The organism is Nocardioides sp. Z35_8 (assembly GCF_059621125.1).
This window is the reverse complement of sequence record NZ_JCAQIE010000001.1, coordinates 419,065-439,724: the sequence shown is the minus strand read 5'-3', so window position 1 is coordinate 439,724 and position 20,660 is coordinate 419,065. Positions and strand designations below refer to the sequence as shown.

The 20,660-nt window shown below is 72.6% G+C and carries 19 protein-coding genes and 4 tRNA genes; 12 read left to right on the top strand and 11 right to left on the bottom strand.

Annotation, left to right across the window (positions count from 1 at the left end; genetic code table 11):
- Positions 1-90: 90 nt before the first annotated feature.
- The 5 genes from AC54T2_RS02115 to AC54T2_RS02095 all read right to left on the bottom strand — a co-directional run bounded on the left by AC54T2_RS02115 (position 91) and on the right by AC54T2_RS02095 (position 4,674).
- On the bottom strand, positions 91-1,404 hold the full coding sequence (locus AC54T2_RS02115; protein WP_496665396.1) for a hypothetical protein: 1,314 nt from the start codon (positions 1,402-1,404) through the stop codon (positions 91-93).
- A gap of 92 nt (positions 1,405-1,496) precedes the next feature.
- Positions 1,497-1,570, bottom strand: a tRNA-Phe gene (locus AC54T2_RS02110).
- 46 nt (positions 1,571-1,616) lie between these two features.
- Positions 1,617-2,954, bottom strand: a complete 1,338-nt coding sequence (locus AC54T2_RS02105; protein ID WP_496665395.1) for a sensor histidine kinase — start codon at positions 2,952-2,954, stop codon at positions 1,617-1,619.
- Positions 2,954-4,066 (bottom strand): cytochrome P450, encoded by a 1,113-nt coding sequence (locus tag AC54T2_RS02100; RefSeq protein WP_496665394.1) that lies wholly within the window; start codon positions 4,064-4,066, stop codon positions 2,954-2,956. Before AC54T2_RS02100 ends, AC54T2_RS02105 begins: the two co-directional genes overlap by 1 nt.
- Before the next feature lie 218 nt (positions 4,067-4,284).
- On the bottom strand, positions 4,285-4,674 hold the full coding sequence (locus AC54T2_RS02095) for a response regulator (protein WP_186339290.1): 390 nt from the start codon (positions 4,672-4,674) through the stop codon (positions 4,285-4,287).
- Positions 4,675-4,836: 162 nt separating this feature from the next.
- Here AC54T2_RS02095 and AC54T2_RS02090 point away from each other — a divergent pair.
- The 3 genes from AC54T2_RS02090 (at position 4,837) to AC54T2_RS02080 (ending at position 5,621) form a co-directional block, all read left to right on the top strand.
- Positions 4,837-4,912 (top strand) — tRNA-Glu (locus AC54T2_RS02090).
- 88 nt (positions 4,913-5,000) lie between these two features.
- A tRNA-Asp gene (locus AC54T2_RS02085) sits at positions 5,001-5,077 on the top strand.
- A 190-nt stretch (positions 5,078-5,267) separates the two neighbouring features.
- Positions 5,268-5,621, top strand: coding sequence for a metallopeptidase family protein (locus AC54T2_RS02080; RefSeq protein ID WP_186339289.1), 354 nt, complete (start codon positions 5,268-5,270; stop codon positions 5,619-5,621).
- 58 nt (positions 5,622-5,679) lie between these two features.
- On the opposite strand, the gene AC54T2_RS02075 is transcribed toward AC54T2_RS02080, so the two are convergent.
- On the bottom strand, positions 5,680-6,615 hold the full coding sequence (locus tag AC54T2_RS02075) for an ATP-binding protein (RefSeq protein ID WP_186339288.1): 936 nt from the start codon (positions 6,613-6,615) through the stop codon (positions 5,680-5,682).
- Positions 6,616-6,842: 227 nt separating this feature from the next.
- Between AC54T2_RS02075 and AC54T2_RS02070 the strand changes: the two genes are divergently transcribed.
- Complete coding sequence (locus AC54T2_RS02070) at positions 6,843-8,330, top strand: NAD(P)/FAD-dependent oxidoreductase (protein ID WP_496665393.1); 1,488 nt, start codon at positions 6,843-6,845, stop codon at positions 8,328-8,330.
- 12 nt (positions 8,331-8,342) lie between these two features.
- Here the strand turns inward: AC54T2_RS02070 and AC54T2_RS02065 are convergent, their stop codons facing one another.
- Positions 8,343-9,431, bottom strand: a complete 1,089-nt coding sequence (locus tag AC54T2_RS02065; protein ID WP_186339286.1) for a phosphatase PAP2 family protein — start codon at positions 9,429-9,431, stop codon at positions 8,343-8,345.
- 113 nt (positions 9,432-9,544) lie between these two features.
- On the opposite strand from AC54T2_RS02065, the gene AC54T2_RS02060 reads away from it, so the two are divergent.
- Positions 9,545-10,567, top strand: coding sequence for a zinc-binding dehydrogenase (locus AC54T2_RS02060; RefSeq protein WP_489975272.1), 1,023 nt, complete (start codon positions 9,545-9,547; stop codon positions 10,565-10,567).
- Between the two features lie 27 nt (positions 10,568-10,594).
- Here AC54T2_RS02060 and AC54T2_RS02055 read toward each other — a convergent pair.
- Positions 10,595-10,667 (bottom strand) — tRNA-Lys (locus tag AC54T2_RS02055).
- A 60-nt stretch (positions 10,668-10,727) separates the two neighbouring features.
- Positions 10,728-11,291, bottom strand: a complete 564-nt coding sequence (locus AC54T2_RS02050; protein WP_489975271.1) for a CGNR zinc finger domain-containing protein — start codon at positions 11,289-11,291, stop codon at positions 10,728-10,730.
- A gap of 89 nt (positions 11,292-11,380) precedes the next feature.
- Between AC54T2_RS02050 and AC54T2_RS02045 the strand changes: the two genes are divergently transcribed.
- Together AC54T2_RS02045 and AC54T2_RS02040 are read left to right on the top strand one after the other, a co-directional pair.
- The gene (locus AC54T2_RS02045; protein ID WP_496665392.1) at positions 11,381-12,559 is read left to right on the top strand and encodes an AfsR/SARP family transcriptional regulator; all 1,179 of its coding nucleotides are present in this window, start codon (positions 11,381-11,383) and stop codon (positions 12,557-12,559) included.
- A gap of 62 nt (positions 12,560-12,621) precedes the next feature.
- A complete protein-coding gene (locus AC54T2_RS02040; protein WP_496665391.1) occupies positions 12,622-14,391 on the top strand; it encodes an ABC transporter substrate-binding protein in 1,770 nt (589 codons plus the stop codon).
- A 74-nt stretch (positions 14,392-14,465) separates the two neighbouring features.
- On the opposite strand, the gene AC54T2_RS02035 is transcribed toward AC54T2_RS02040, so the two are convergent.
- The gene (locus AC54T2_RS02035) at positions 14,466-15,236 is read right to left on the bottom strand and encodes an aspartate/glutamate racemase family protein (RefSeq protein ID WP_206054436.1); all 771 of its coding nucleotides are present in this window, start codon (positions 15,234-15,236) and stop codon (positions 14,466-14,468) included.
- Positions 15,237-15,337: 101 nt separating this feature from the next.
- Between AC54T2_RS02035 and AC54T2_RS02030 the strand changes: the two genes are divergently transcribed.
- The gene (locus tag AC54T2_RS02030) at positions 15,338-16,066 is read left to right on the top strand and encodes a copper homeostasis protein CutC (protein ID WP_489975267.1); all 729 of its coding nucleotides are present in this window, start codon (positions 15,338-15,340) and stop codon (positions 16,064-16,066) included.
- On the opposite strand, the gene AC54T2_RS02025 is transcribed toward AC54T2_RS02030, so the two are convergent.
- Positions 16,049-17,575, bottom strand: coding sequence for a M81 family metallopeptidase (locus AC54T2_RS02025; RefSeq protein WP_496665390.1), 1,527 nt, complete (start codon positions 17,573-17,575; stop codon positions 16,049-16,051). The two genes, AC54T2_RS02030 and AC54T2_RS02025, sit on opposite strands and share 18 nt — an antisense overlap.
- A gap of 285 nt (positions 17,576-17,860) precedes the next feature.
- Between AC54T2_RS02025 and AC54T2_RS02020 the strand changes: the two genes are divergently transcribed.
- The 4 genes from AC54T2_RS02020 (at position 17,861) to AC54T2_RS02005 (ending at position 20,606) form a co-directional block, all read left to right on the top strand.
- Positions 17,861-18,064, top strand: a complete 204-nt coding sequence (locus AC54T2_RS02020) for a cold-shock protein (RefSeq protein WP_056598399.1) — start codon at positions 17,861-17,863, stop codon at positions 18,062-18,064.
- Between the two features lie 197 nt (positions 18,065-18,261).
- The gene (locus AC54T2_RS02015) at positions 18,262-18,423 is read left to right on the top strand and encodes a hypothetical protein (protein WP_186339280.1); all 162 of its coding nucleotides are present in this window, start codon (positions 18,262-18,264) and stop codon (positions 18,421-18,423) included.
- 68 nt (positions 18,424-18,491) lie between these two features.
- Positions 18,492-19,358, top strand: coding sequence for an NUDIX hydrolase (locus AC54T2_RS02010; protein ID WP_496665389.1), 867 nt, complete (start codon positions 18,492-18,494; stop codon positions 19,356-19,358).
- Positions 19,359-19,475: 117 nt separating this feature from the next.
- Positions 19,476-20,606, top strand: a complete 1,131-nt coding sequence (locus AC54T2_RS02005; protein ID WP_186339278.1) for a phosphate ABC transporter substrate-binding protein PstS — start codon at positions 19,476-19,478, stop codon at positions 20,604-20,606.
- Positions 20,607-20,660: the final 54 nt, after the last annotated feature.

Below are 20,660 nucleotides of genomic sequence, written 5' to 3'. Positions count from 1 at the left end.
GGCCGCGGGGTGTGCGGGCCAGTCGGCGCGGTCGAGGGGTGGTGACCGCCGTCACCGTCAGGGTATCCCCGCCGTCGGGGCACCCGCGCATCACACCGAGCGCATCACGACCAGGTCGCCGTGGGTGCCGTAGCCGAGCAGCCTGCCGCCCGCGGGACGGCCGTCGAAGGTCACCATGAGCCACCCGCCGTCGACGCACGCCAGGCTCGGCCACGGCAGGTTGGTCGGGTAGGGCGCGTCCAGGGCGCCGACCTCGGTCATGGTCAGGTCGTACGCCGGGAAGCGGGCGCGCAGCCCGCGCGCGGAGTCGCGGCCGTCGCTGGCGAGCACGCGCATCTCGCCACCGACCTCGACCAGCGTCGTGCCCTCGGTCGCGGTGCGGTCGGTGGCGGCGCCCAGCAGCCGCAGCCGGTCGAGCCCGGGCCCGCCCGCGAGCGCGGGGTGGAAGTCGAAGAAGCGGCGCGCACTGACGAAGCCCACCAGCCACTCGCCGTCGCGCCGGACGAGGTGGGGGTCCCACGTGGCGATGGAGCCGAGCCCGTCGACCGGCAGCGGGAGCTCGCGGGTGTCGAGCACGTGCGAGCCGCGCAGCAGGTCGGCGTCCGACTCGGCCACGGTCACCCGCAGGCCCGCGGGCCTACGACGTCCCGCACGCGTGGTCGGCGCCTCGAAGTCGCCCCACGTGCTGGTCGCGACGAGCCAGCCGTCGTCGCTGCGCACCAGGTGGGTCGCGTGGTCGCCGAACACCCCGGGCCGGTCGGGGCGACGGAAGAACAGGTCCGCGGAGTGCGAGACGTCCAAGGTGTCCGGGTCGAGGCGCCACACGCTCGTGTGGGCGGTGTCGAAGAAGCCCGGTCCCGCCGATGTGGCGCTCAGCCAGAGCGCCCCGTCCGCGCGGACCGGACCGCCGTCCTCGTCGGTGACGAACCGGGTGTCGCGCAGGCCGAGCTGGCCGAACCTGCCGGCGACGCCACCGCCCGGCGGCAGCTCCACGTGGAGCCCGGCGAGCGCCTGCTCGTCGCGGGTGTCCGTCACCTCGCGCAGGTCGTGGCGCGCGCGGGCCACCCAGCCGCCCGCCTCGCGGCTCCACGCCGTCAGGTGGGTGCCGGTGAGCGTCAGGCCGAGCCCTGTCGGCGACTCGGCGCGGTGGAACCGCCGGCTGCGGAGCGTGCCGGCTCCGGGGACCTCGAGCGACACCGACCCCCCGACGATCGAGGCCGCGAGCCGGTGCCCGCCCAGGTGGAACGCGAGCGGTCCGTCGACGTCGGCGGTCGTCGCGGCGACGTACGGCGCCACCGCGGGCATCGCGACCTCGCCCGAGCTGTCGGCCTCGACCAGCACCGACCCGGGGGCGATGAGGTCGAACGGACGGAGCCGACGGACGATCTCGAGGCGGGGGAGCACCGCACCATCGTGCCGGGCACACGGGTCGACACCGACGCCGGGACACGCAGAAGGGCCCCGGTCGGGACGTGACCGGGGCCCTCCTGTGCTTGTGGGCAGGGGCGGGGTCGAACCGCCGACCTATCACTTTTCAGGCGATCGCTCGTACCAACTGAGCTACCTGCCCAAGCGGGACGAGGATACATGAGGCCCGTGGGGGTGCGGGAATCGGCTCATTCCGGGGACGGCTGCGGGACGTAGGCCGGGACCTCGAGCCAGAACGACGACCCGGCGCCCGGGGACGACATCCCCGAGACCGCGCCGCCCTCCCGCTCGGCGATGGTGCGCGAGAGCGACAGGCCGAGCCCGCTGCCCGGGGTCGCGGGGGCGGCGAAGCGCACGAACGGCTCGAAGGCGTGCTCGAGCTGCTCGGACGTCAGCCCGGGGCCGTCGTCGCGCACGACGACGCGCACCATCGGGTGGCCGCTCTCGCCGAGGAGCTGCTCGGCGGACAGGTGCACGGTCCCGCCGGCGGGGTGGTGGTGCGCGATGGCGTTGCCCAGCAGGTTGGCCAGGATCTGGCGTACGGCGGACGGGTGGCCCCAAGCAGCCAGCCGCGGGTCGATCACCGCCTGCATGTCGACGTGGGCCGTGCGAGCGGGCGTGCGGTGCCAGTGCACGACGTCGGCCACCGCGTCGGACAGCCGCACCGCCTGACGCTCGACGTCGGCCGACATGGCGCGGCCCGCGCCGAGCAGGCTGTCGACGATGGTGAGCAGCCGGTCGCAGGAGCGGACGATCGCCGGGCCGTCGCGCTTCATCCCGTTAGCGACGTCGTCGGCTGTCCCGTGCTCGGCGTCGTCGAGGAGGGCCTCGGTGTAGCCGAGGACGGTCGCCAGCGGGGTACGCAGCTCGTGCCCGACCGCCCCGAAGAACTGCTGGTTGGCGGCCTGGGCCTCGGCGCGCGCCTCGATCGCCTCGGCGAGCGAGCGTCGAGCGTGCTCCAGGTTGAGCCGGGCGACGAGGGCTGCGTTGAGCAGGCGGAATTCCTGGATGACCTGGGGGGACCACTCACCAGCCTGTCCGCCGACGAGCGAGAGGCTCCCGAACATCACGCCTTCGGAGGTGAGGGTCGACGCGATGAGGCTCTGCACGCCTGCCCGCGTGAGCTCCTTGCGGTCCTGGGCGGCCTCTGGCGGGAGCAGGTCGCGGTCGGCGAGCACCACCATCCCCTGGCGTCCACGCTCGGAGAGCCACGGCATGCTGAGCGCTGCTTCGGGTCCGGCCCCGGGAGGAGGGAGCAGCGTTCGATCGGACTCCTGGCCGGTCCATTCCCGGACCCAGGCCCTGTCGCCGAGCCGGGTCCAGCCTGTCTGGTCCTCGGGGGTGAAGCTGGTGAGCACGACGGTCACGATCTCCACGCGCGGGTCGGAGAGAAGGTGCTCGGCAACCCGATCGATGCCGGCCGACAGGCCGCCGTCTCCGACCGCGATCGCGGCCGCCAGTCGAGCCGCGCCGTCCGTAACGGGCGCCTTCGCAGAGGTCCGCTGGAGGGCCTCGCGAGCTGCCATCAGGTCCCCTCCCTCCTTGCGGTGAACCTGCACGGTAGCGGGGCGATGCCACGGCTCTGGTCGACGACCACGGGTTGGCTCAGTGCGAGAGGGCGCGCGAGCCCCCACTCGGACAGGTGCGTGAGGACCGCCATCCCGAGGTGGCGCCCCGGGCACGCGTGGGGGCCCGCCCCGAAGGGCAGCCACGCGCCGGGACGCTGGGTCTCGTCCCGCCAGCGGTCGGGGGCGAACCCGGTCAGTCCGGAGGGCTCGCCCGGCACGAGCTCGGGAAGGCGGCCGAGCAGGAGCGGGCTCACCAGCACGACGGCGCCCGACGGGACGCGGTGGCCGTCGAGGTCGACCTCCCGGGTGGTGATGCGCGCCGTGATCCAGGTGGGTGGCGTCAGGCGCAGCGTCTCCCAGACCACGTGCGACGCGTCGACTTGCCGGGGGCCCTTCGACGGGTGGGCGGCGAGCCACGCGACCAGCCAGGCTCCTGCCGCGATGGGGACCTGGATCCCGGCGGCCAGCATCGTGGCCGCGAGCTGGGGAGGACCGTCGAGCCCGGGGACCACCGCCAGTGCGGCGTGGAGCGCCGAGCGGGCCTCGCCTTCGCGGCGTCGCGCCCGGCTCCACCGCCGCGGAGGCCTCCTGGCGGCGATCACCGGCGCCAGGGCGTCGATCCAGTCGAGCACCAGGTCGGCGACGAGGTCACGTCGGGTGACGTCGAGGGAGGGCAGCACCGCCGTCGTCGTGCAGCGCGCCACCGGGCGGCGCAGCAGCGCCATGGCGTCGTACGGCTCGTCGGGCGTCGAGCGGTCGTGCTCCGCCAGGGCGGCGTCCCACTCGGCGGCGAAGACGGCCAGCCCGCGAGCGACCCGGTCGGGGGTGACCGGGGGGAACGCCACGTGTCCCGAGCGGGTCTCGCCGCGGCTGGCCGACAGGTCGCCGCTGCGGGTGACGTCGCCGGGGAAGTCGAAGTCGGAGACGTCCGTGAGGACCTGGCGGGCCTGGTCGAGCGAGGTGGTGAGCCACGGTCCGTGACGCCCGAGGGCGACCACCCCGGAGCGTGGCGACGACAGGACAGCGCCGAGCCGGCCTCCTGCCGACTCGACGCTGTCCAGCTGTGTCACGGGGACGAGCGTTGGTCGCGCGTCCGAGCGTGTCAGCGGGCGCCGGGGCCGGGACGCCACAGGTAGTAGGACTGGATCTGCTGGGCAGCGCGCTTGGCCTCGATCGCGGTGCGGATGCGGTTCATCATGGTGTTCTCCAAGGTGGGGTGATGGTGTACGCCGGGGAGGCGCACGGGGCTCTGCGCGGGACTCCGTGCCCGTGGGGTGACAGGGGCGGGTCAGGACTCCAGGTCGCGCAGGGTCTCGGCGATCAGGTCGGTCAGCTGCTGGATCCGCAGCGGCTTCTGCATGACGGTCGTGATGCCGAGTTCTTGGAGGACCGCGCGGTTGTCGCCGGCCCAGGCGGAGATGACGACGACGCGCAGTCCGGGAGCCACGTCGGGGTGCTCGCGCAACCACCGCACCACCTCGACGCCGCTCATCCGGGGCATCGTCAGGTCGAGCAGCATGACCTCGAAGCGCTCGCGCTCCAAGGTCTCCACCGCGTCCTGGCCGTCGCATGCCGTGGACGCCACGTGGCCGGCTCGCTCGACCAGGCGGCAGAAGACGTCGCGGATGTCCTCGTTGTCATCGACGACGAGGAACCGCAGCTGCCGCTCGTTGCTCACGCGTCAAGATTAGTCAAACGGGTGGCAAGTGGTGGGGCGTCTGCCCAAATCTTGTCCGCGGAGCGGGCTGCGGACCCCTCCGCGGCGTCGACGGGTTGGGTGCCCGTCGCCGGCTGGCCCTATGCTGGGCGCTGCTCGACCGGGTCCGTCCCGGACGAGCTGGCCCCCATCGTCTAGCGGCCCAGGACCCCGCCCTTTCACGGCGGTAGCGCCGGTTCGAATCCGGTTGGGGGTGCCACCCGAGTCGGGGGTGGGCGCCGATTGGGTGCCGCCGGAGACCATGGGTTAGAGTTCCACCGCTTCACCAGTTCGACCAGTTGTCACCTGGCCCCGTAGCGCAGTTGGTTAGCGCGCCGCCCTGTCACGGCGGAGGCCGCGGGTTCGAGTCCCGTCGGGGTCGCCAACGCATGACCAGCAGGGTGAGCCACCAGGCTCACCCTGCTGGTCATTTCGGGCTTGGTCATCTCGGGCTTGGTCATCTCGGGCTTGGTCATCTCGGGCCTGGTCACCTCGGGCCTGGTCGTCGGTGGCTGGGCGCTTCGGCGGGGTGACCACGTTCTCGCGCGTTTCCCGGGCGACCCTAGGCTGACGCCATGCCGATCGACCTCGACGCCGACGCGTTCGACGCCATGGTGGAGCGGGCCCTCGACGGCCTCCCCGACGAGCTCGCCCGGCTCGTGGACAACGTGGTGGTCCTCGTCGAGCCGGAGGCGCCCCCGGACGACCCCGACCTCCTCGGGCTCTACGACGGGCTCGCCCTGACCGAGCGGCCGGCCAACCACTCCGGCATGCTCCCCGACCGGATCCTGCTGTTCCGCGGGCCGCTCCTCGACATGGCCGACACCGTCGATGACCTCGAGGACGAAGTGCGCATCACCGTCGTCCACGAGGTGGCCCACCACTTCGGCCTCGACGACCGGCGCCTGCACGAGCTGGGCTGGGGCTAGACCCGACCCGCACGCGGCGCTGGACCACCCGGGACCAGGGGTGCGGCGAGGAGCGAGGTCACCCGACCTGGCTGGCCGAGGACGACGTGATCGCGCGCGGGCTGCCGTCCCACGGCTGCGCGCTGGCGCCGTCGAGCTGGTGGACCAGCTCGCCGAGGAGCCAGTTGTGCAGAGCCCGCTGGCGGGGCGTGCGTGCGATGGACAGCAGCCGCTCGGCCCGGCAGAACGCGTCGGCGACGTCGAACATCTCGGTCATGGTGACGAAGATCGGCCCCGACTCGCGGACCATCGGGAACGCCAGGTCCACGCGCCTCAGCCCGCGCGCCTCGGCGGCGCGGACCTGCTCGACGTACGTCTCGGGGAACTGTCGCTCGAAGTTGGCGAACATCGAGGTCAGGTCGCCCGCCAGCGGGTAGTCGGACTGGTGCGAGAGCGACAGCAGGCGCAGCTCGCGGCGCAGCTCGTGGTACTGCCGGGTGAGGGCGGTGTAGAGGGGGAGGTCGACGCCGAGGAGACGGATGTCGACCGCGTCCTCGCTGGTGGGCTCGGCCCGGGCCGGGTCCTGGCGGTCGATGACCCACTCGACCGACCCGGTGTCGGTCATCTCCGGGGCCGGCTCGAACCAGACGATCTTGCCGTCGGACTCGATGGTCGCGCCCCACGCCTGGGCACACTGGGCCACGATGGAGAGGCCACGGCCGAAGGTGAGCAGGAGGTCGAGGTCGTCGCCCTCGACCGGTGCCGGCGGCACCGGCGGGCGGGGCGAGCCGTCGATCACCTCGATGCGCGGGTGGGAGGCCGTGCCACGCACCCGCACCCGGTAGGGGGCGGCGGCGTGCAGGAGGGCGTTGGCCACCAGCTCCGAGACGCCCAGCTCGGCGCACTCCACCAGGTCGTCACGCTCGAGCCGCAGGCAGATGTCCCCGACCCAGCGACGCGCGTCGGCCGCAGCGCGCGGCGAGGACGCAAGCGTCAACTCGGAGCTCAACGGCACTGGGACTCATTTCGGGCGGGGACGAGCAGTGGTGGACAGTCCAGTGGATCCATGATTGCCCAGGCACGCGTGGTTCAAACCTTGACGAACACCATAGTTTCTCGCACGGCTGGGTAGTGGGTGTGAGCAAGCAGACGCGCCAGGCGTTTCGCCAGCCGTGCGCGCCGAGCGAGAATGGCGTGATGGCGCGCGTCACGCCGCCGCACCTCACGACCCCAGGAGCTCCCATGACCTCGACCGCGACGCAGTCGGAACGCCACAAGGTCGTGGTGATCGGGTCGGGCTTCGGCGGGCTGTTCGGGACCAAGGCCCTGCGCAAGGCCGACGTCGACGTGACCGTCATCGCCAAGACCACCCACCACCTCTTCCAGCCGCTCCTCTACCAGGTCGCGACCGGCATCCTGTCCGCGGGCGAGATCGCCCCGCCGACCCGTGAGGTGCTCAGCGGCCAGCACAACGCCAGCGTGATCCTGGGCGAGGTGACGGCGATCGACCTGACCGCCCGCACGGTCACGTCCACGGTCCTCGGCCGCGACACGGTGACGTCGTACGACTCGCTGCTCGTGGCCGCCGGGGCCAGCCAGTCCTACTTCGGCAACGACCACTTCGCCGAGTTCGCTCCCGGCATGAAGAGCATCGACGACGCCCTCGAGCTGCGGGGCCGCATCTTCGGCGCCTTCGAGATGGCCGAGCTGGGTGCCAGGCGGGGCGACGACGTCGACCACCTGCTGACCTTCGTCGTCGTCGGCGCGGGACCGACCGGCGTGGAGATGGCCGGCCAGATCGCCGAGCTCGCCCACCGCACGCTGCGCAAGGACTTCCGCGCCATCAACACCCGCACCGCCCGCGTCGTGCTGATCGACGCCGCCGGGCAGGTGCTGCCGCCGTTCGGCAGCAAGCTGGGCGAGAAGACCAAGGCCGAGCTGGAGAAGCTCGGCGTCGAGGTGATGCTCGGCGCGATGGTGACCGACGTGGACGAGCGCGGCCTCGACGTGAAGTTCAAGGACGGCCGCGTCGAGCGGATCAGCTCCGTCGCCAAGATCTGGGCCGCCGGCGTGCAGGCCAACCCGCTGGGCAAGACCCTGTCGGAGCAGACCGGTGCCCCGCTGGACCGCGCAGGGCGGATCTCGGTCAACCCCGACCTGACCCTCCCCGGCCACCCCGAGGTGTTCGTCGTCGGCGACATGATCGCGCTCGACAACCTCCCCGGCGTCGCGCAGGTCGCGATCCAGGGCGCCAAGTACGCCGCCAAGGAGATCGCCAACCGGCTCGACGGCAAGGCCCCGCAGGCGCCGTTCAAGTACTTCGACAAGGGCTCGATGGCCATCATCAGCCGTTTCCGTGCCGTGGCGATGGTCGGCAAGCTCCGGCTCACCGGCGTGCTGGCGTGGCTGATGTGGCTCGGCGTGCACCTCGTCTACCTCACCGGCTTCAAGAACCAGGTCTCGGCGCTGATGCGCTGGGCGATCACCTTCGCGAGCAACCGCCGCTCGGAGCGCACGACCACCGAGCAGCAGATCTTCGCCCGTGCGGCGCTCGCGCGGCTGCGCGGCGGTGCGGCCGACCTGGTCTCCGACCCGGGCATCTACGACGCGACGCGCGCGATGATGCAGGAGACGCGGCGCCAGGAGCTCGAGGCATCCGCCGTCCGCGAGGCCGAGCTCACCGACTCGGGCGCGCGCGGCGTCCCGGCCGATCGCGTCGGCGGCGCCTGAGGGCGGACGCGGTCAGGCGCTCGACGGGGCCGCGGGATCGGACTCCGGGGCCGGCTCGCCCTTCGGCCGGCGGAGCTGGTGACCCGTCACGCGGGCGGCGACCACGAACGCGATGATCGCGATCGCGGCACCGGCCACGTCATCGGCGATGTGGTGCCAGCCGAAGTAGAGCGTGGCGATGACGGTCAGGACGAAGTTGACCCAGAAGATCCGCCGCACGATCTTGCTGCTCACCGTGTACTGCGCCATCAGCGCCCACAGCAGGGCGATCGCGGTGTGCAGGCTCGCGAACCCGGCGACGCCCTGGTAGTCGCCCTCGTGCCACAGGAAGCCCTGCCGCGTGTAGACCAGCGACTCCATGAGGTCGGAGGTGCCGTTGGGCGTGAGGTCGCTGGTCAGCCACGGGTACATGATCCCCGGCCCGAGGGTCGGCAGGAGGTAGTAGGACGCGGCGCCCAGCGTCCATGCGATGCCCTGCGCGGTGACGAACCACCAGCCGTGGCCGATGTTGCGCGACCAGACCAGCCAGACGGTGACCAGGATCGCGACGAGCGGGATGTAGGCGAGGTAGACCGCGGACAGCAGGTGCGCCGCGATGCCGGTGCCGAGGATGTCGTGGAGCAGGGTCGACGGGTCGTGGCCGAGGAGCAGGAAGCGGTCGAGGGCACGCAGCTCGCTGTCGAACTTCACCTCGCGCACCAGCGGGAGCAGCGACTTGAGGTTGCGGTAGGCGACGTAGACCACGTAGAAGCCCGAGATGCCGACGATGACGAGCTGCAGGCGGGCGCGGGTCCAGTGCGTACGCAGGCGGTCCCGGATCGCGGCGACGGTGCGGGCCGGGTCGAGGCGCCCCCGCCACAGCGCCTGGGGGAGCAGGTCGAGCACGATGGCCGCCGCGCACAGGACCGGCAGGCGCACCCACGACGGGCCGAGGAAGCTCCCCTCGGGGTCGGCGACGGGCCGGTCGAGCAGCATGCTCGTGGCGAACGTGACGATGCCGATCAGGATCGCGTTGGCCACCAGGAACGTGTAGGGCCGCGACGTCCACCGTCGCCGGCTGCCTGTCGGTGCGTCGAGGGCGGCGGGCGAAGGCGCGGGCATGTGACTCCGGTCGTGCTCAGGCTGGCGGATGCACCCATTGTCGCGGATTGGTCAAGCCCGGGCGCACCCGGGAGGCGGTTGTCCGCCACGCGACGCCGGGCGAGGATGACGGGATGCGAGCAGTGGTCTACTCCGAGAGCGGTGACACGTCGGTGCTCCGGCTGGTCGAGCGGACGGCCGAGGAGCCCGGCCCGGGCGAGGTCCGGGTGAGGATCGTGCGCGCCGGGGTCAACCCCACGGACTGGAAGTTCCGCGCCGGCGGCATGGGCGAGCTCGCGTTCCCCGAGATCGTGCCGGGCCAGGACGGCTCGGGAGTGGTCGACGCCGTAGGCCCCGGCGTCACCGCCTTCGCCGTGGGAGACCGGGTGTGGACGATCCTGGCCCAGCACACCCGGCCGGGCGGCACGGCACAGGAGCAGGTCGTGCTGCCGCTCGCCCACGTGGCACCGCTGCCCGAGGCCGCGTCGTACGACCTCGGCGCCTCCCTCGGCGTCCCCGCGGTCACCGCCCATCGCGCGCTGACGACCTCCGAGGACGGTCCCGACCGGCTCTCGCCCGGAGCGCTCGCGGGGATGACGGTGCTCGTCGCCGGCGGCGCCGGCGCGGTCGGCAACGCGGCGATCCAGCTGGCGCGCTGGGCCGGCGCGACGGTGGTCGCCACGGTGAGCAGCGACGCGAAGGCGTCGCTCGCGACGGCTGCCGGAGCGCACCACGTCGTCAACCACCGCGAGGACGATCTCGTCGGCTCCGTGCGTGCCCTGGTCCCTGCCGGCGTCGACCTGGTCGTCGAGGTGGCGCCCGCACCCAACCTGCGCCACGACCTCCGGGTGATCCGGCCCCGCGGCACGATCGCGATCTACGCCAACAACGGCGGCGACGAGCTGACCCTCAGCGTCCGCGAGACGTTCTCCACCAACGCCCGCTTCCAGTGGGTGCTGCTCTACACCGTCGGACCGGACGCCCTCCGGGCCGCGGCGGCGGACGTCACCGCCGCCCTCGCCGACGGTGCGTTGGGGGTCGGGGACGAGCACGGACTGCCCCTGCACCACTACCCGCTCGAGCGGACGGCCGACGCCCACGCCGCGGTCGAGGCCGGCGCGGTCGGCAAGGTGCTCATCGACGTCGTCGACGCCTGAGCGAGCCGCGCGTCGACCCGCGTTCGGTAGGCCCCGTCGGACTCGAACCGACAACCAACGGATTAAAAGTCCGCTGCTCTACCCATTGAGCTAGAGGCCCGGAGCGCGAGCCTCCGCGTCCGGCGAACCGTCCGACAGACCCACGCGTGGTGCGATCCTCTCAGAGCGCGCGGTCGTGGTGCCCGTCGGCCGCCCGCCGGGCGCGGTAGGCGCGCACCTTCATCACGTTGCCGCAGGGGTCGGTGCTGCACCAGCGCATCGCGTGGGTGGGGGTGGGGTCGTAGTAGATCCACCGGCAGTCATCGCGCTGGCACTCGCGCAGGTGCTCCCACTGCCCGGTCAGCATCGCCTCGTGGACGATCGCGACGGCGTCGCCGACGATCCGCTCGACCGCCGCCGGACGCGACGGGCGGGCCCGCCGCAGGCGCGCGGCGTGCTCGCCCACCTCGACCCGCACGGGATGGCGGCGGGCGACGTCGTTGAAGGCCGATCGGGTCGAGGGCGAGGGCCGGAGCAGCAGGTCGCGCACCACGTCGCGGAAGGCGCGGTAGGGCCTGAGGTCCGCGGTGGCCGGGAGGGGTGCGTAGGCCGAGCCGGCGCGGGCGAGGAAGCGGTTGAGGGAGCCGACGTCCTGGCCGTGGTCGATGCCATGGAACCGGTCGTCGGTGTTGAGGAGGTGGCGCACCTCCTCCAGCGCTCCCGGTGCCGGGCGATCGGTGTCCACTCAGCCCTCCCGCGTCTCGTCCTCGCGAAACCCCGTGACGAGGTGGTTACCATCATAACGTCTCGTGAGGTAACAGGTGGGGGATGGGCATGCTGGCTGCGCAGGTCGGGATCGACGTGCTGGGCCCCAGCGCGGCCCGGGTCGGCGACGTCCCGGTGGCCATGGGCGCGCGACGGCTGCGCAGCCTGCTGGCCCTGCTCGTGCTCGAGCGCGGCCGGCCGGTCGCCGTCGAGCGGATCATCGACGCCCTGTGGGAGGGCGCCCCTCCGCCCGGTGCCGCCAACACGCTGCAGGGCTACGTCGCCGGCCTGCGTCGCCTGCTCGAGCCCGGCCGGCGGCCACGGGCCGCCTCGTCGCTGCTCGTGCACGAGGCGAGCGGCTACCGGCTCGCCGTGCGCCCGGAGCAGATCGACGTCGAGCGGTTCCAGGCGGCCGTACGCTCCGCGCGGGAGCGGCTGCGCCGCCTGCCCGACCCGATGCGACCGGCGCTGCTCCCGGACCTCCCGGTCGGGCCGGGCGTCGAGGCCGCCGAGGCCCGGCGGGCGGAGCTCACCGCCGCGCTGCGGCTGTGGCGCGGCGACGCCTACGCCGACCTCGGCGAGCTGCCAGCGGCGGTCGCGGAGCGACACCGGCTCGAGCAGCTGCGCCTCGAGGCGCGGGTCGCCCGGGCCGTCATCGACCTGTCCCTCGACCGCCCGTCCAGCGCGGCCGCGGCGCTCGAGGACCTGGCCGGACGGCACCCCCTGCGCGAACGCCTCTGGGGGCTCTGGGCTGTCGCTCTCGTCCGCGACGGCCGTCAGGGGGAGGGGCTCGCGGTGCTGGCCACGCTGCGGAGCCGGCTCGCCGACGAGCTGGGCGTCGACCCCACGCCGGCGCTCGCCGCGATGCAGGCCGACGTCCTGCTCCACCACCCCGCCGTCCTCGGCCTCGACCGCGGCGTCGCCCGCGACGAGTCGCGGGCGCACCGTGCCGTGGTGGTCCTCGACGGCGGTGACGAGCAGGACCATCGCCTCGCGGACGAGCTGGTCCGCCGCGCGAGCGGGCCCCTCACCGTGCCGGGACGGGCGAGCGTCGGTGACGCCGGGGCGTGCACCCACGACGGGTGCTGCCGCCAGCCGGTCGTGGTGGTGGTCGTCGACGACGGTCCGGGGCAGCACCCGGGAGTCGGACGCCGCCCGGCGCACCGTGACCCCTCCGTTACCGACCCGGCCCAACGGTCACCGTTTCGTGACGATCACCGCCGTCGCGGGCGGACCTTCCCCGCCTAGCGTCCTGGAGAGGGCCGGGGAGACCCTTCTCCGGCCAGGTCGAGGAAGAAAGGTTGGACAGGATGAGGCGGAACAAGCCGCTCGCGCTCGTTGCCGGTGCTGCCCTGATCACCCTCGCCGCCTGCGGTGGCGGATCGTCGGACGACGGTGAGTCCGGGTCGGGGACCGAGAGGGACTTCAGCGAGCAGGGAGGTGGGACGAAGGACCCCGAGCGCCAGGGCCCCGCTGCCGAGGTCGAAGGAGCGTCGGCGGGCGGGACGATCACGGTCTACCTGCCTGGCGATCCCGGGCCCAACTCGCTCGACCCGACCGGTGGTTGGTCGGTGACCGGCAACTCCATCCAGCAGGCGCTCACGAGCCGCTCGCTGACCCAGTACATCCGTGACGAGAACGGCCAGCCCGTGCTGGTGCCCGACCTCGCCACCGACCTGGGCACCCCCAACGACGACTACACGGAGTGGACCTTCACCATCCGTGACGACGCGACGTGGGAGGACGGCAAGCCCGTCACGGCCGAGGAGGTCGCGTTCGGCATCTGCCGCTCGCTCGACTCCGAGGCGTTCCCGTCCGGTCCGGGCACCGAGTACTCCAAGACCTACTTCGCGGGTGCCGAGGACTACGCGGGTCCCTACACGGCCAAGGACCCGGACTGCAAGGAGTGGGACGGGATCGCGGTCGACGGCCAGGACATCACCATCTCGATGTCGCAGCCGTTCCCTGACATGGACTACTGGGGCGCGTTCATGGCGATGGGCCCCGCGCCCCTCGGCGACGCCTCCGAGCCGCCGAACTACGGCACCAAGCCGCTGTCCAACGGTCCCTACAAGATCGAGAGCTTCAAGCCCAACGAGGAGCTGGTCGTGGTGAAGAACGATCAGTGGGCCGCTGACTCCGACCCGGGTCGTCACCAGTACGCCGACGGGTTCGTCTTCAAGTTCAACCAGGACCAGGCCAAGGTCGACGAGATCATGCTCTCCGACAACGCCGACAGCCAGACGGCCGTGGCCACCGCGCTCGGCTCGGACAAGTACAACGACGCCAACGACCAGCTCGGTGACCGCCTGGTCCAGCAGACCTCGCAGTGCGTCTCCACGCTGACCCCGGACTACACCAAGATCCCCGAGCTCGAGGTCCGCAAGGCGCTGGCCTACGCCTACCCCTACGAGGACGTGTGGATCGCCAGCGGCGAGGTCCCCGGTGTCACCCGCGTCCCGGCCAACTCGCTGATGCCGCCCGGGATGGCCGGCAAGAAGGACTTCCAGGTCGACGGTGAGCAGATCACCTACGACCCGGAGAAGGCCAAGGCCCTCCTGGAGGAGGCCGGTGTCGAGACCCCCTACCCGATCACCATGATCTACTACGAGGTCGACCCGCTGGCCAAGGCGGCCCAGGACCAGACCACCAAGGGCTTCGAGGCCGCCGGCTTCTCGGTCAAGGCGATCCCGGTGCAGGAGTCGCCCTACAACATCTGGCTCGACCCCGACAACAAGGTCAACAAGAAGCTCAACTTCCGGGGCGTCAACTGGTGCTCGGACTGGCCGTCAGGCTCCACGGTCCTGCCCTCGCTCGCCCGGACCGGCGCGGTCTACAACACCGCCTACTTCTCCGAGGAGTCGGTCGACGAGGAGATGGACCGCATCAACACGCTGCCCCTCGACGAGCAGGCTGACGCGTGGGGTGCGCTGGACGAGAAGATCATGACGGAGTACTTCCCGATCATCCCGACCGCCTACCGCAACGACCTGTTCGTGTTCGGCACCAAGGTCGGCAATCCGACGGGCGATGGCTCGATCGGCGCGCCGAACTACAAGGACCTGTTCGTCATGCAGTGATCCTGGCGCGCGTGGATGGGGGTTCCCGGTCTCCGGGAGCCCCCATTCCACGTGTCGGCGCGTGTCGGCGCGCGTCAGCGCGTGGCGGTGCGGACGTCGGGGGAGGTGGTCCCGGGTGCCGGCTCGCCCGGACCGCCGCGCCAGTGCGGCAGCGGTGCGTCGCCCACGGCGACCGCGGTGGCGGCGTCGGCCAGCAGCCGGGTCGTGTCGAGGAGCGGCAGCGGGGAGACGGCGGGCGTGACCAGTGCCCCCAGCTCGGAGCAGCCGAGGACCACCGCCTGGCAGCGGTGCAGTCGCAGTCCGTCGATGAGCTCGAGCACGACGTCGCGCGAGCGCAGCGAGGTCCTCCCGTGCACGAGCTCGTCGAAGACGATGGAGTGCAAGGTCGTCTGGTCGGTCAGTGCGAGCGGCACGGCGGCGATGCCCATCGGCTCGAGCTCGTCGGCGTAGCGGCGCCACTCCAGCGTCCAGCGGGTGCCGAGCACGCCGACCCTGGCGTACCCGTGTCGCTGCGCCTCGGCGGCCACCACCGAGGCCGCGTGGAGTCCGGGCAGGGCGAGGTCGGCGCCGGGCTCGTCGAGCGGGGCGTACGCCGTGTCGTCGGGGCAGACGAAGAAGTGGGCGCCCGCCTCCCGCAGCCGGGTGGCGCCGAGCGCGAGCTGGGTGCGCACGGTGTCGGGGTCGTTGCGCTGCCACGCGTCGGCGCCGCCCGCCAGCGGCTGCCAGACCAGGCTCAGCTCCGGCTGCTGGTGGCCGTCCGGGTGGGAGGCGCTGACCTCGTCGATCCGGCGCAACATCTCGGCGGCGCTGTGCAGGCGCGGAGCGAGGACGCCGATGTGGAACACGGCTCAGCCCCCTCTCGTCCGGGCACACCCCAGACGTCCATCATGACTCGCGTCGCTGGGGTCCGACTGGGACGGACGTCCCGAGCGCCTACCGTGGCCCCGTGGACGCCCTCGTCGAGATCTGCCTGGAGGACGTCGGGGGCGCCGGGATCGCGGCCGCTGCGGGCGCGGACGCCGTGGAGGTGTGCGCCGGGCTGGCCGAGGGCGGCACCACTCCGACCCTCGGGTTCGTCCGGCACAGCGCGGCCTCGGCCGCCGGCCTGGACGTGCGGGTGCTGGTGCGCGCGCGACCCGGTGACTTCGTCCACTCCGCGGCCGAGGTCGACGTGATGGTGGCCGACATCGAGGCCACCCGCGCCGCGCTGGGGGAGTCGGTTCGCCTCGGGTTCGTCCTCGGCACGCTCGAGCCAGACGGCACCGTCGCCGCGGCGGCCGTACGCCGCCTGGTCGCGGCCTGCGGGGACGCACCGGTCACCTTCCACAAGGCCTTCGACTCCGTGCCCGACCGGCTGTCCGCGCTGGCGCTGCTCGCCGACCTCGGCATCACCCGAGTGCTCACGGCCGGTGGACCCGGGCCCGCGCTCGACCACCTGACCGAGCTCGCCGAGCTGGTCGGGCGGGGCGGCGACGAGGTCCGCATCGCCGTCGGCGGAGGCGTGCGCCCGGACAACGTGGCCCGCGTCGTCGCCGAGACCGGCGCCCGCGAGGTGCACCTGCGGGCGGCCGCGCCGGTCGCCCGCGCCGGGGTGTCGCCGGGCTACGACGAGGCTCCGCGCAGCGTGACGAGCGCCGCCGTGGTCGCGGAGGTGCTGTCAGCCCTGGGTCGCTGAGCCGGTGTCGCCGGGGAAGAGCTCGGCCTCCGCGAGGGGGTCGACGTCCGAGACGTCGTCGAGGGGGAAGATCGGGCGCCGGACCCGCCGGTGGCCGAGCCGCACGAGGTCCTGGTCGACCCCTCCCGGGGTGAGCGCGAGCATCCAGTCGGCGGCCAGGTCGAACAGCTCCGGCTCGAGGTAGCCGATCTTGACCACCACGATGTCGGCGCCCCGGGGGTCCAGGCCGAGCCGGGTGAAGTCGGACTCGAGGTGGTAGGGCCTGCGCCGGCGGGTCACGACCACGTCCACGGCGGGGGTGCGCACCACGACCTCGAGGTTGTCCTCGGACGGCACGACGGCGACCACCCGTCCCGACACCTCCACCGGCGGCTCGGGCCGCGCGTCGACGCGTGCTCCCACGGTGAGGCGTACGTCGGCCCCGACGCCGGCCTCCGCGGCCGCGAGCGCGCCGGTCGCGTCGGGGATGGAGGCGTAGATCGCGCGCTTGCCGCTCGCGAGCAGCCCTTCGCTCTCGAGCAGCCGGGCGAGCGTCCACGTGACGTCGCCGGCGCCGCCCGCGGTCGGGTTGTCGCCCGAGTCGGAGATGACATAGGGCGCCTCGGCGGAGGCGATCGCGGCCGCCAGCACCTCGGCCAGCGTGCCGGTCGGGGCGACGAAGCCGAACTCCTCGCGTCGCTCCCACAGCTCGCTCGCGAGTGCGCTCGCCTCGGCCATCGCCAGCGCGGCGTCGTCGCCGAGCACCATCACGACCGCGCCGTTGCGCGGCTCGTCGGCCCACGGGTAGCCGATCCAGATGCCGGCGTCGAGGATCCCGTCGAGCGCCTCGATCTCCGGCACGCGCGCGTAGAGGCTCGTCGCGGGCTCCTGGCGGGTGCTGGTCATCTCGCCCGGCAGGAGGATGGGCACGGGCACCCAGGCCTTCGCCGGGCGGCGGCGTCCCGACGGCAGCGCGAGGCGGTCGAGGAGGTTGCGCGCGGCGCGCTCCTTGGTCTCCTGCCAGTCCACGTGAGGTGCGGTCCGGTAGGTCGTCAGCAGGTCGACGGTCTCGGCGAGGGTGCGCGAGACGTTGCCGTGCAGGTCCATCCCGCTGCTGATGAGGCAGTCGGGGCCCACCACGGCCCGCACGGCCACCGCGAGGTCGCCCTCCATGTCGTCGAGGCCGACGACGCTCGCGGCGCCGTGCATGTCGAGGACGACGCCGTCGAGCGGCGCCTCGCCCACCGCGGCGACGATCCCGGCGAGGAGCTCGGCCTTGAGCTGGGCGTAGTCGTCGGCCGGGATCGCGCCGCCCGCGATGCTGCGGGCCTGCAGGATGCCGATCCACTCCGCCCGGTCGGCGAGCGCGCCGCCGGCCGCCCAGAACGGCCAGGCGTCGAGCACCTCGCGGCCGCGGCGGGGAGCGAGCATCGCAGCGGTGGTGAGAGCGGGGGAGAAGGTGGACGCCTCGAGGCTGATGCCGCAGACGGCCACGCGGGGGAGGTCCGGGAGGACCGCGTCGGTGGTCACCTCGCGATGGTGTCAGGGCGTGTCGAGGGGCCGGTCGGCAGGCCCGTTCGCCGGATGTTCGTCAACAGGTCCCTTCGGACCGGTGACGTCGCGGGATTTCTTGGTAGTGTCTGTCGTGCAACAGGTGCAAGTTCCAGCAGGTTGACGCCCGCGGAGTTTGTGATCCAACGGCGTTTCCCTCTTCGGGCCCTTCCAGCTTGTAAGTCGGAGCGACGTGTCACCGCACTTGCTGCGGGGCCGTCGAAGCGACGGCTTCTCGTTCCGATAAACAGGAGTACCGAGCACATGGCTCAAGGCACCGTGAAGTGGTTCAACGCCGAGAAGGGTTTCGGCTTCATCGCGCAGGAGGACGGCGGCGACGACGTGTTCGTGCACTACTCGGCCATCCAGTCCAACGGCTACAAGTCGCTGGACGAGAACCAGAAGGTCGAGTTCGACGTCACCCAGGGTCCCAAGGGCCCCCAGGCGGAGAACGTCCGTCCGCTCTGATCGGCTGACGCTGGACCTGTTCCAGATCTGATCCGACTCTGGCCCCTCCCCCTTAGCGGGGTGGGGCCAGAGCCGTTTTGCGGGCACACTTGACACATTCGGGTCATGTGCGGCGCCCGGGAGTCCGCCACACTTGTCACGAACACTAGAGTCGACGCGAGCCAGATGTGCCGTCAGGGGAGTCAGGAGGGTGACGGATGCACGACCAGTTCGACGTGACCCTCGAGGACGGTGACCTCCTCGGCGAGGTCGAGCTCACGACCACGCTGATCATCGCCGCCAGCGAGGCCGACGAGCACCTCTCGCAGGACGAGATCGACCGCATCCTCGGGGTCACCCCCCGCAAGCCGCAGGACTGAGCACCCCGCGCGGCGCGAGAGGCGGCGCAGCACTCCTCGCGCGTCGCGGTGGGTGTGAGACTACTGGCATGGAGTCCCGCGACGTGCGCGCTGCCGGAGCCGTGGTGACCCGCAAGGGTGGCGAGGTGCTGCTGGTGCACCGTCCCAAGTACGACGACTGGTCCTTCCCCAAGGGCAAGCTCGACCCCGGCGAGCACGCCGTCACCGCGGCCGTGCGCGAGGTCGCCGAGGAGACCGGCCTCGACGTGTGCCTCGGGCCCGCGCTGCCCCGGCAGCGCTACCGGATGTCCACCGGTCGATGGAAGTCCGTGGACTACTGGACCGCGCGGGCGGTGGGGAGCGACGACGTCGCCGGCTACCGCGCCAACGACGAGATCGACGCCGTGGAGTGGGTGGACCGGCAGGCCGCCCGCGACCGGCTGACCTACCCCTACGACCGCGACACCCTCGACGAGGCGCACCCGCTGCGGCGCCGCACCCGCCCGCTGGTCGTGCTGCGCCACGGCAAGGCCCGCGCGCGCGGCGGGTGGACGAAGGACGACCGGCTCCGCCCACTCGTCCAGCTCGGCGAGTCCCAGGCGCAGCGGCTCGTGCCCCTGCTCGCCGCCTTCGGCGTGACGGCCGTCCACTCCTCCTCCAGCACCCGCTGCGTGCAGACGGTGGCGCCGTACGCCGACGCGGCGGGCTGCCCCGTCGTGCTCCACGACGAGCTGAGCGAGGAGGACGCCACGGTCGAGGCCGTCGTGGACCTCGTCGACGCCCTCCTCGACGACGACGTCGACGGCGGGGGCGCGGTGCTCTGCACCCACCGGCCGGTGCTGCCGACCGTGCTCGACGCGCTCGAGGTGCCCGACGTCACCCTCGAGCCCGGCGCGATGCTCATCGCCCACCACCGCGAGGGCCGGGTCGTGGCGTCGCAGCTCGTGCAGCCCTGACGCCAACCGGTCCGGCCGAGTTCACCGCGCGTTCACCGTCGGCGCGGTGGTCGTTCTCCTGCGCTGCCTACCTTCTGGTCGTCAGCACCCCTCAGACCTCCAGCAGGAGCGACCGACGTGAACCGCACCTCCCTCCGCACGCTGCTCGCCCCCAGCGTCGCCGTGCTCACCCTCTCCCTGTCCCTGACCGCCTGCGGAGGCGGCAACTCCGCCGACGAGGCGGCCGCCGCCACCGGCGGGCCGGGGGACGGAGACTTCGCCGACCTCTCCGGTGAGCTCGCCATCGGCGGCGCCTCCTCGCAGGAGTCCGCGCAGAACGCCTGGATGGTCGGCTTCAGCGAGGTCGCGCCCGGCGTGACCGTGTCGTACGACCCCGTCGGCTCCGGCGGCGGCCGGGAGAACTTCATCTCCGGCGGCTTCCCGACCGCCGGCACCGACTCCTACCTCGACGACGAGGAGGGCGAGCTCAGCGCCGCGACCGAGAGGTGCGGCTCGGAGCCCATCACCATCCCCAACTACGTCTCGCCGATCGCGGTGGTCTACCACCTCGAGGGCGTCGACGAGCTCAACCTCTCGCCGGAGACGCTGGCCCGCATCTTCGCCGGCGACATCACCCGCTGGGACGACGAGGCCATCGTCGCGGACAACCCGGACGCCGACCTGCCGAGCGAGGACATCACCCCCGTCCACCGCTCCGACGAGTCGGGCACCACCGGCAACTTCACCCACTACCTGTCGACCGTGGCCGGCGACGCCTGGCCGCACGGCGAGGTCGAGCAGTGGCCCAACGAGGCCGGCGGCGAGAGCGGCAAGGGCACCTCGGGCGTCGTGCAGGTCGTCACCGACGCCCCCCACACCATCGGCTACGCCGACGCCAGCCAGGCCGGCGGCCTGGGCCAGGCCCACATCGGCGTCGGCGACGAGTTCGTCGCACCGAGCGCCGAGGCGGCCGCCAAGATCTTCGAGGTGTCGCCCCGGCTCGACGAGGACTCCGCGGTCAACATGGCCTACGAGCTCGACTACACGACCGAGGAGGCCGGGGTCTACCCGATCGTCCTGACGTCCTACATGGTCGCGTGCGAGTCCTACGACGACGAGGCGACCGCGTCCAACGTCAGGGCCTACCTCACCTACATCCTCAGCGACGAGGGCCAGGAGATGGGCCAGAGCGAGGCCGGCTCGGCGCCCCTCACCGCCACGGTGATCTCCGAGGCGCAGGCCATCGTCGACACCATCTCGGCAGGCTGAGCCGCCCACAGCACCGAGGCGTGGGTCGGGCCACCGGGCCCGACCCCGTCCGAC

Coding starts and splice junctions, on each gene's coding strand:
- AC54T2_RS02105 (WP_496665395.1), bottom strand. CDS start 2,954: ATGGCAGCTCGCGAGGCCCTCCAGCGGACCTCTGCGAAGGCGCCCGTT.
- AC54T2_RS02080 (WP_186339289.1), top strand. CDS start 5,268: ATGCCGATCGACCTCGACGCCGACGCGTTCGACGCCATGGTGGAGCGG.
- AC54T2_RS02070 (WP_496665393.1), top strand. CDS start 6,843: ATGACCTCGACCGCGACGCAGTCGGAACGCCACAAGGTCGTGGTGATC.
- AC54T2_RS02065 (WP_186339286.1), bottom strand. CDS start 9,431: ATGCCCGCGCCTTCGCCCGCCGCCCTCGACGCACCGACAGGCAGCCGG.
- AC54T2_RS02060 (WP_489975272.1), top strand. CDS start 9,545: ATGCGAGCAGTGGTCTACTCCGAGAGCGGTGACACGTCGGTGCTCCGG.
- AC54T2_RS02045 (WP_496665392.1), top strand. CDS start 11,381: ATGCTGGCTGCGCAGGTCGGGATCGACGTGCTGGGCCCCAGCGCGGCC.
- AC54T2_RS02040 (WP_496665391.1), top strand. CDS start 12,622: ATGAGGCGGAACAAGCCGCTCGCGCTCGTTGCCGGTGCTGCCCTGATC.
- AC54T2_RS02020 (WP_056598399.1), top strand. CDS start 17,861: ATGGCTCAAGGCACCGTGAAGTGGTTCAACGCCGAGAAGGGTTTCGGC.
- AC54T2_RS02015 (WP_186339280.1), top strand. CDS start 18,262: ATGCACGACCAGTTCGACGTGACCCTCGAGGACGGTGACCTCCTCGGC.
- AC54T2_RS02010 (WP_496665389.1), top strand. CDS start 18,492: ATGGAGTCCCGCGACGTGCGCGCTGCCGGAGCCGTGGTGACCCGCAAG.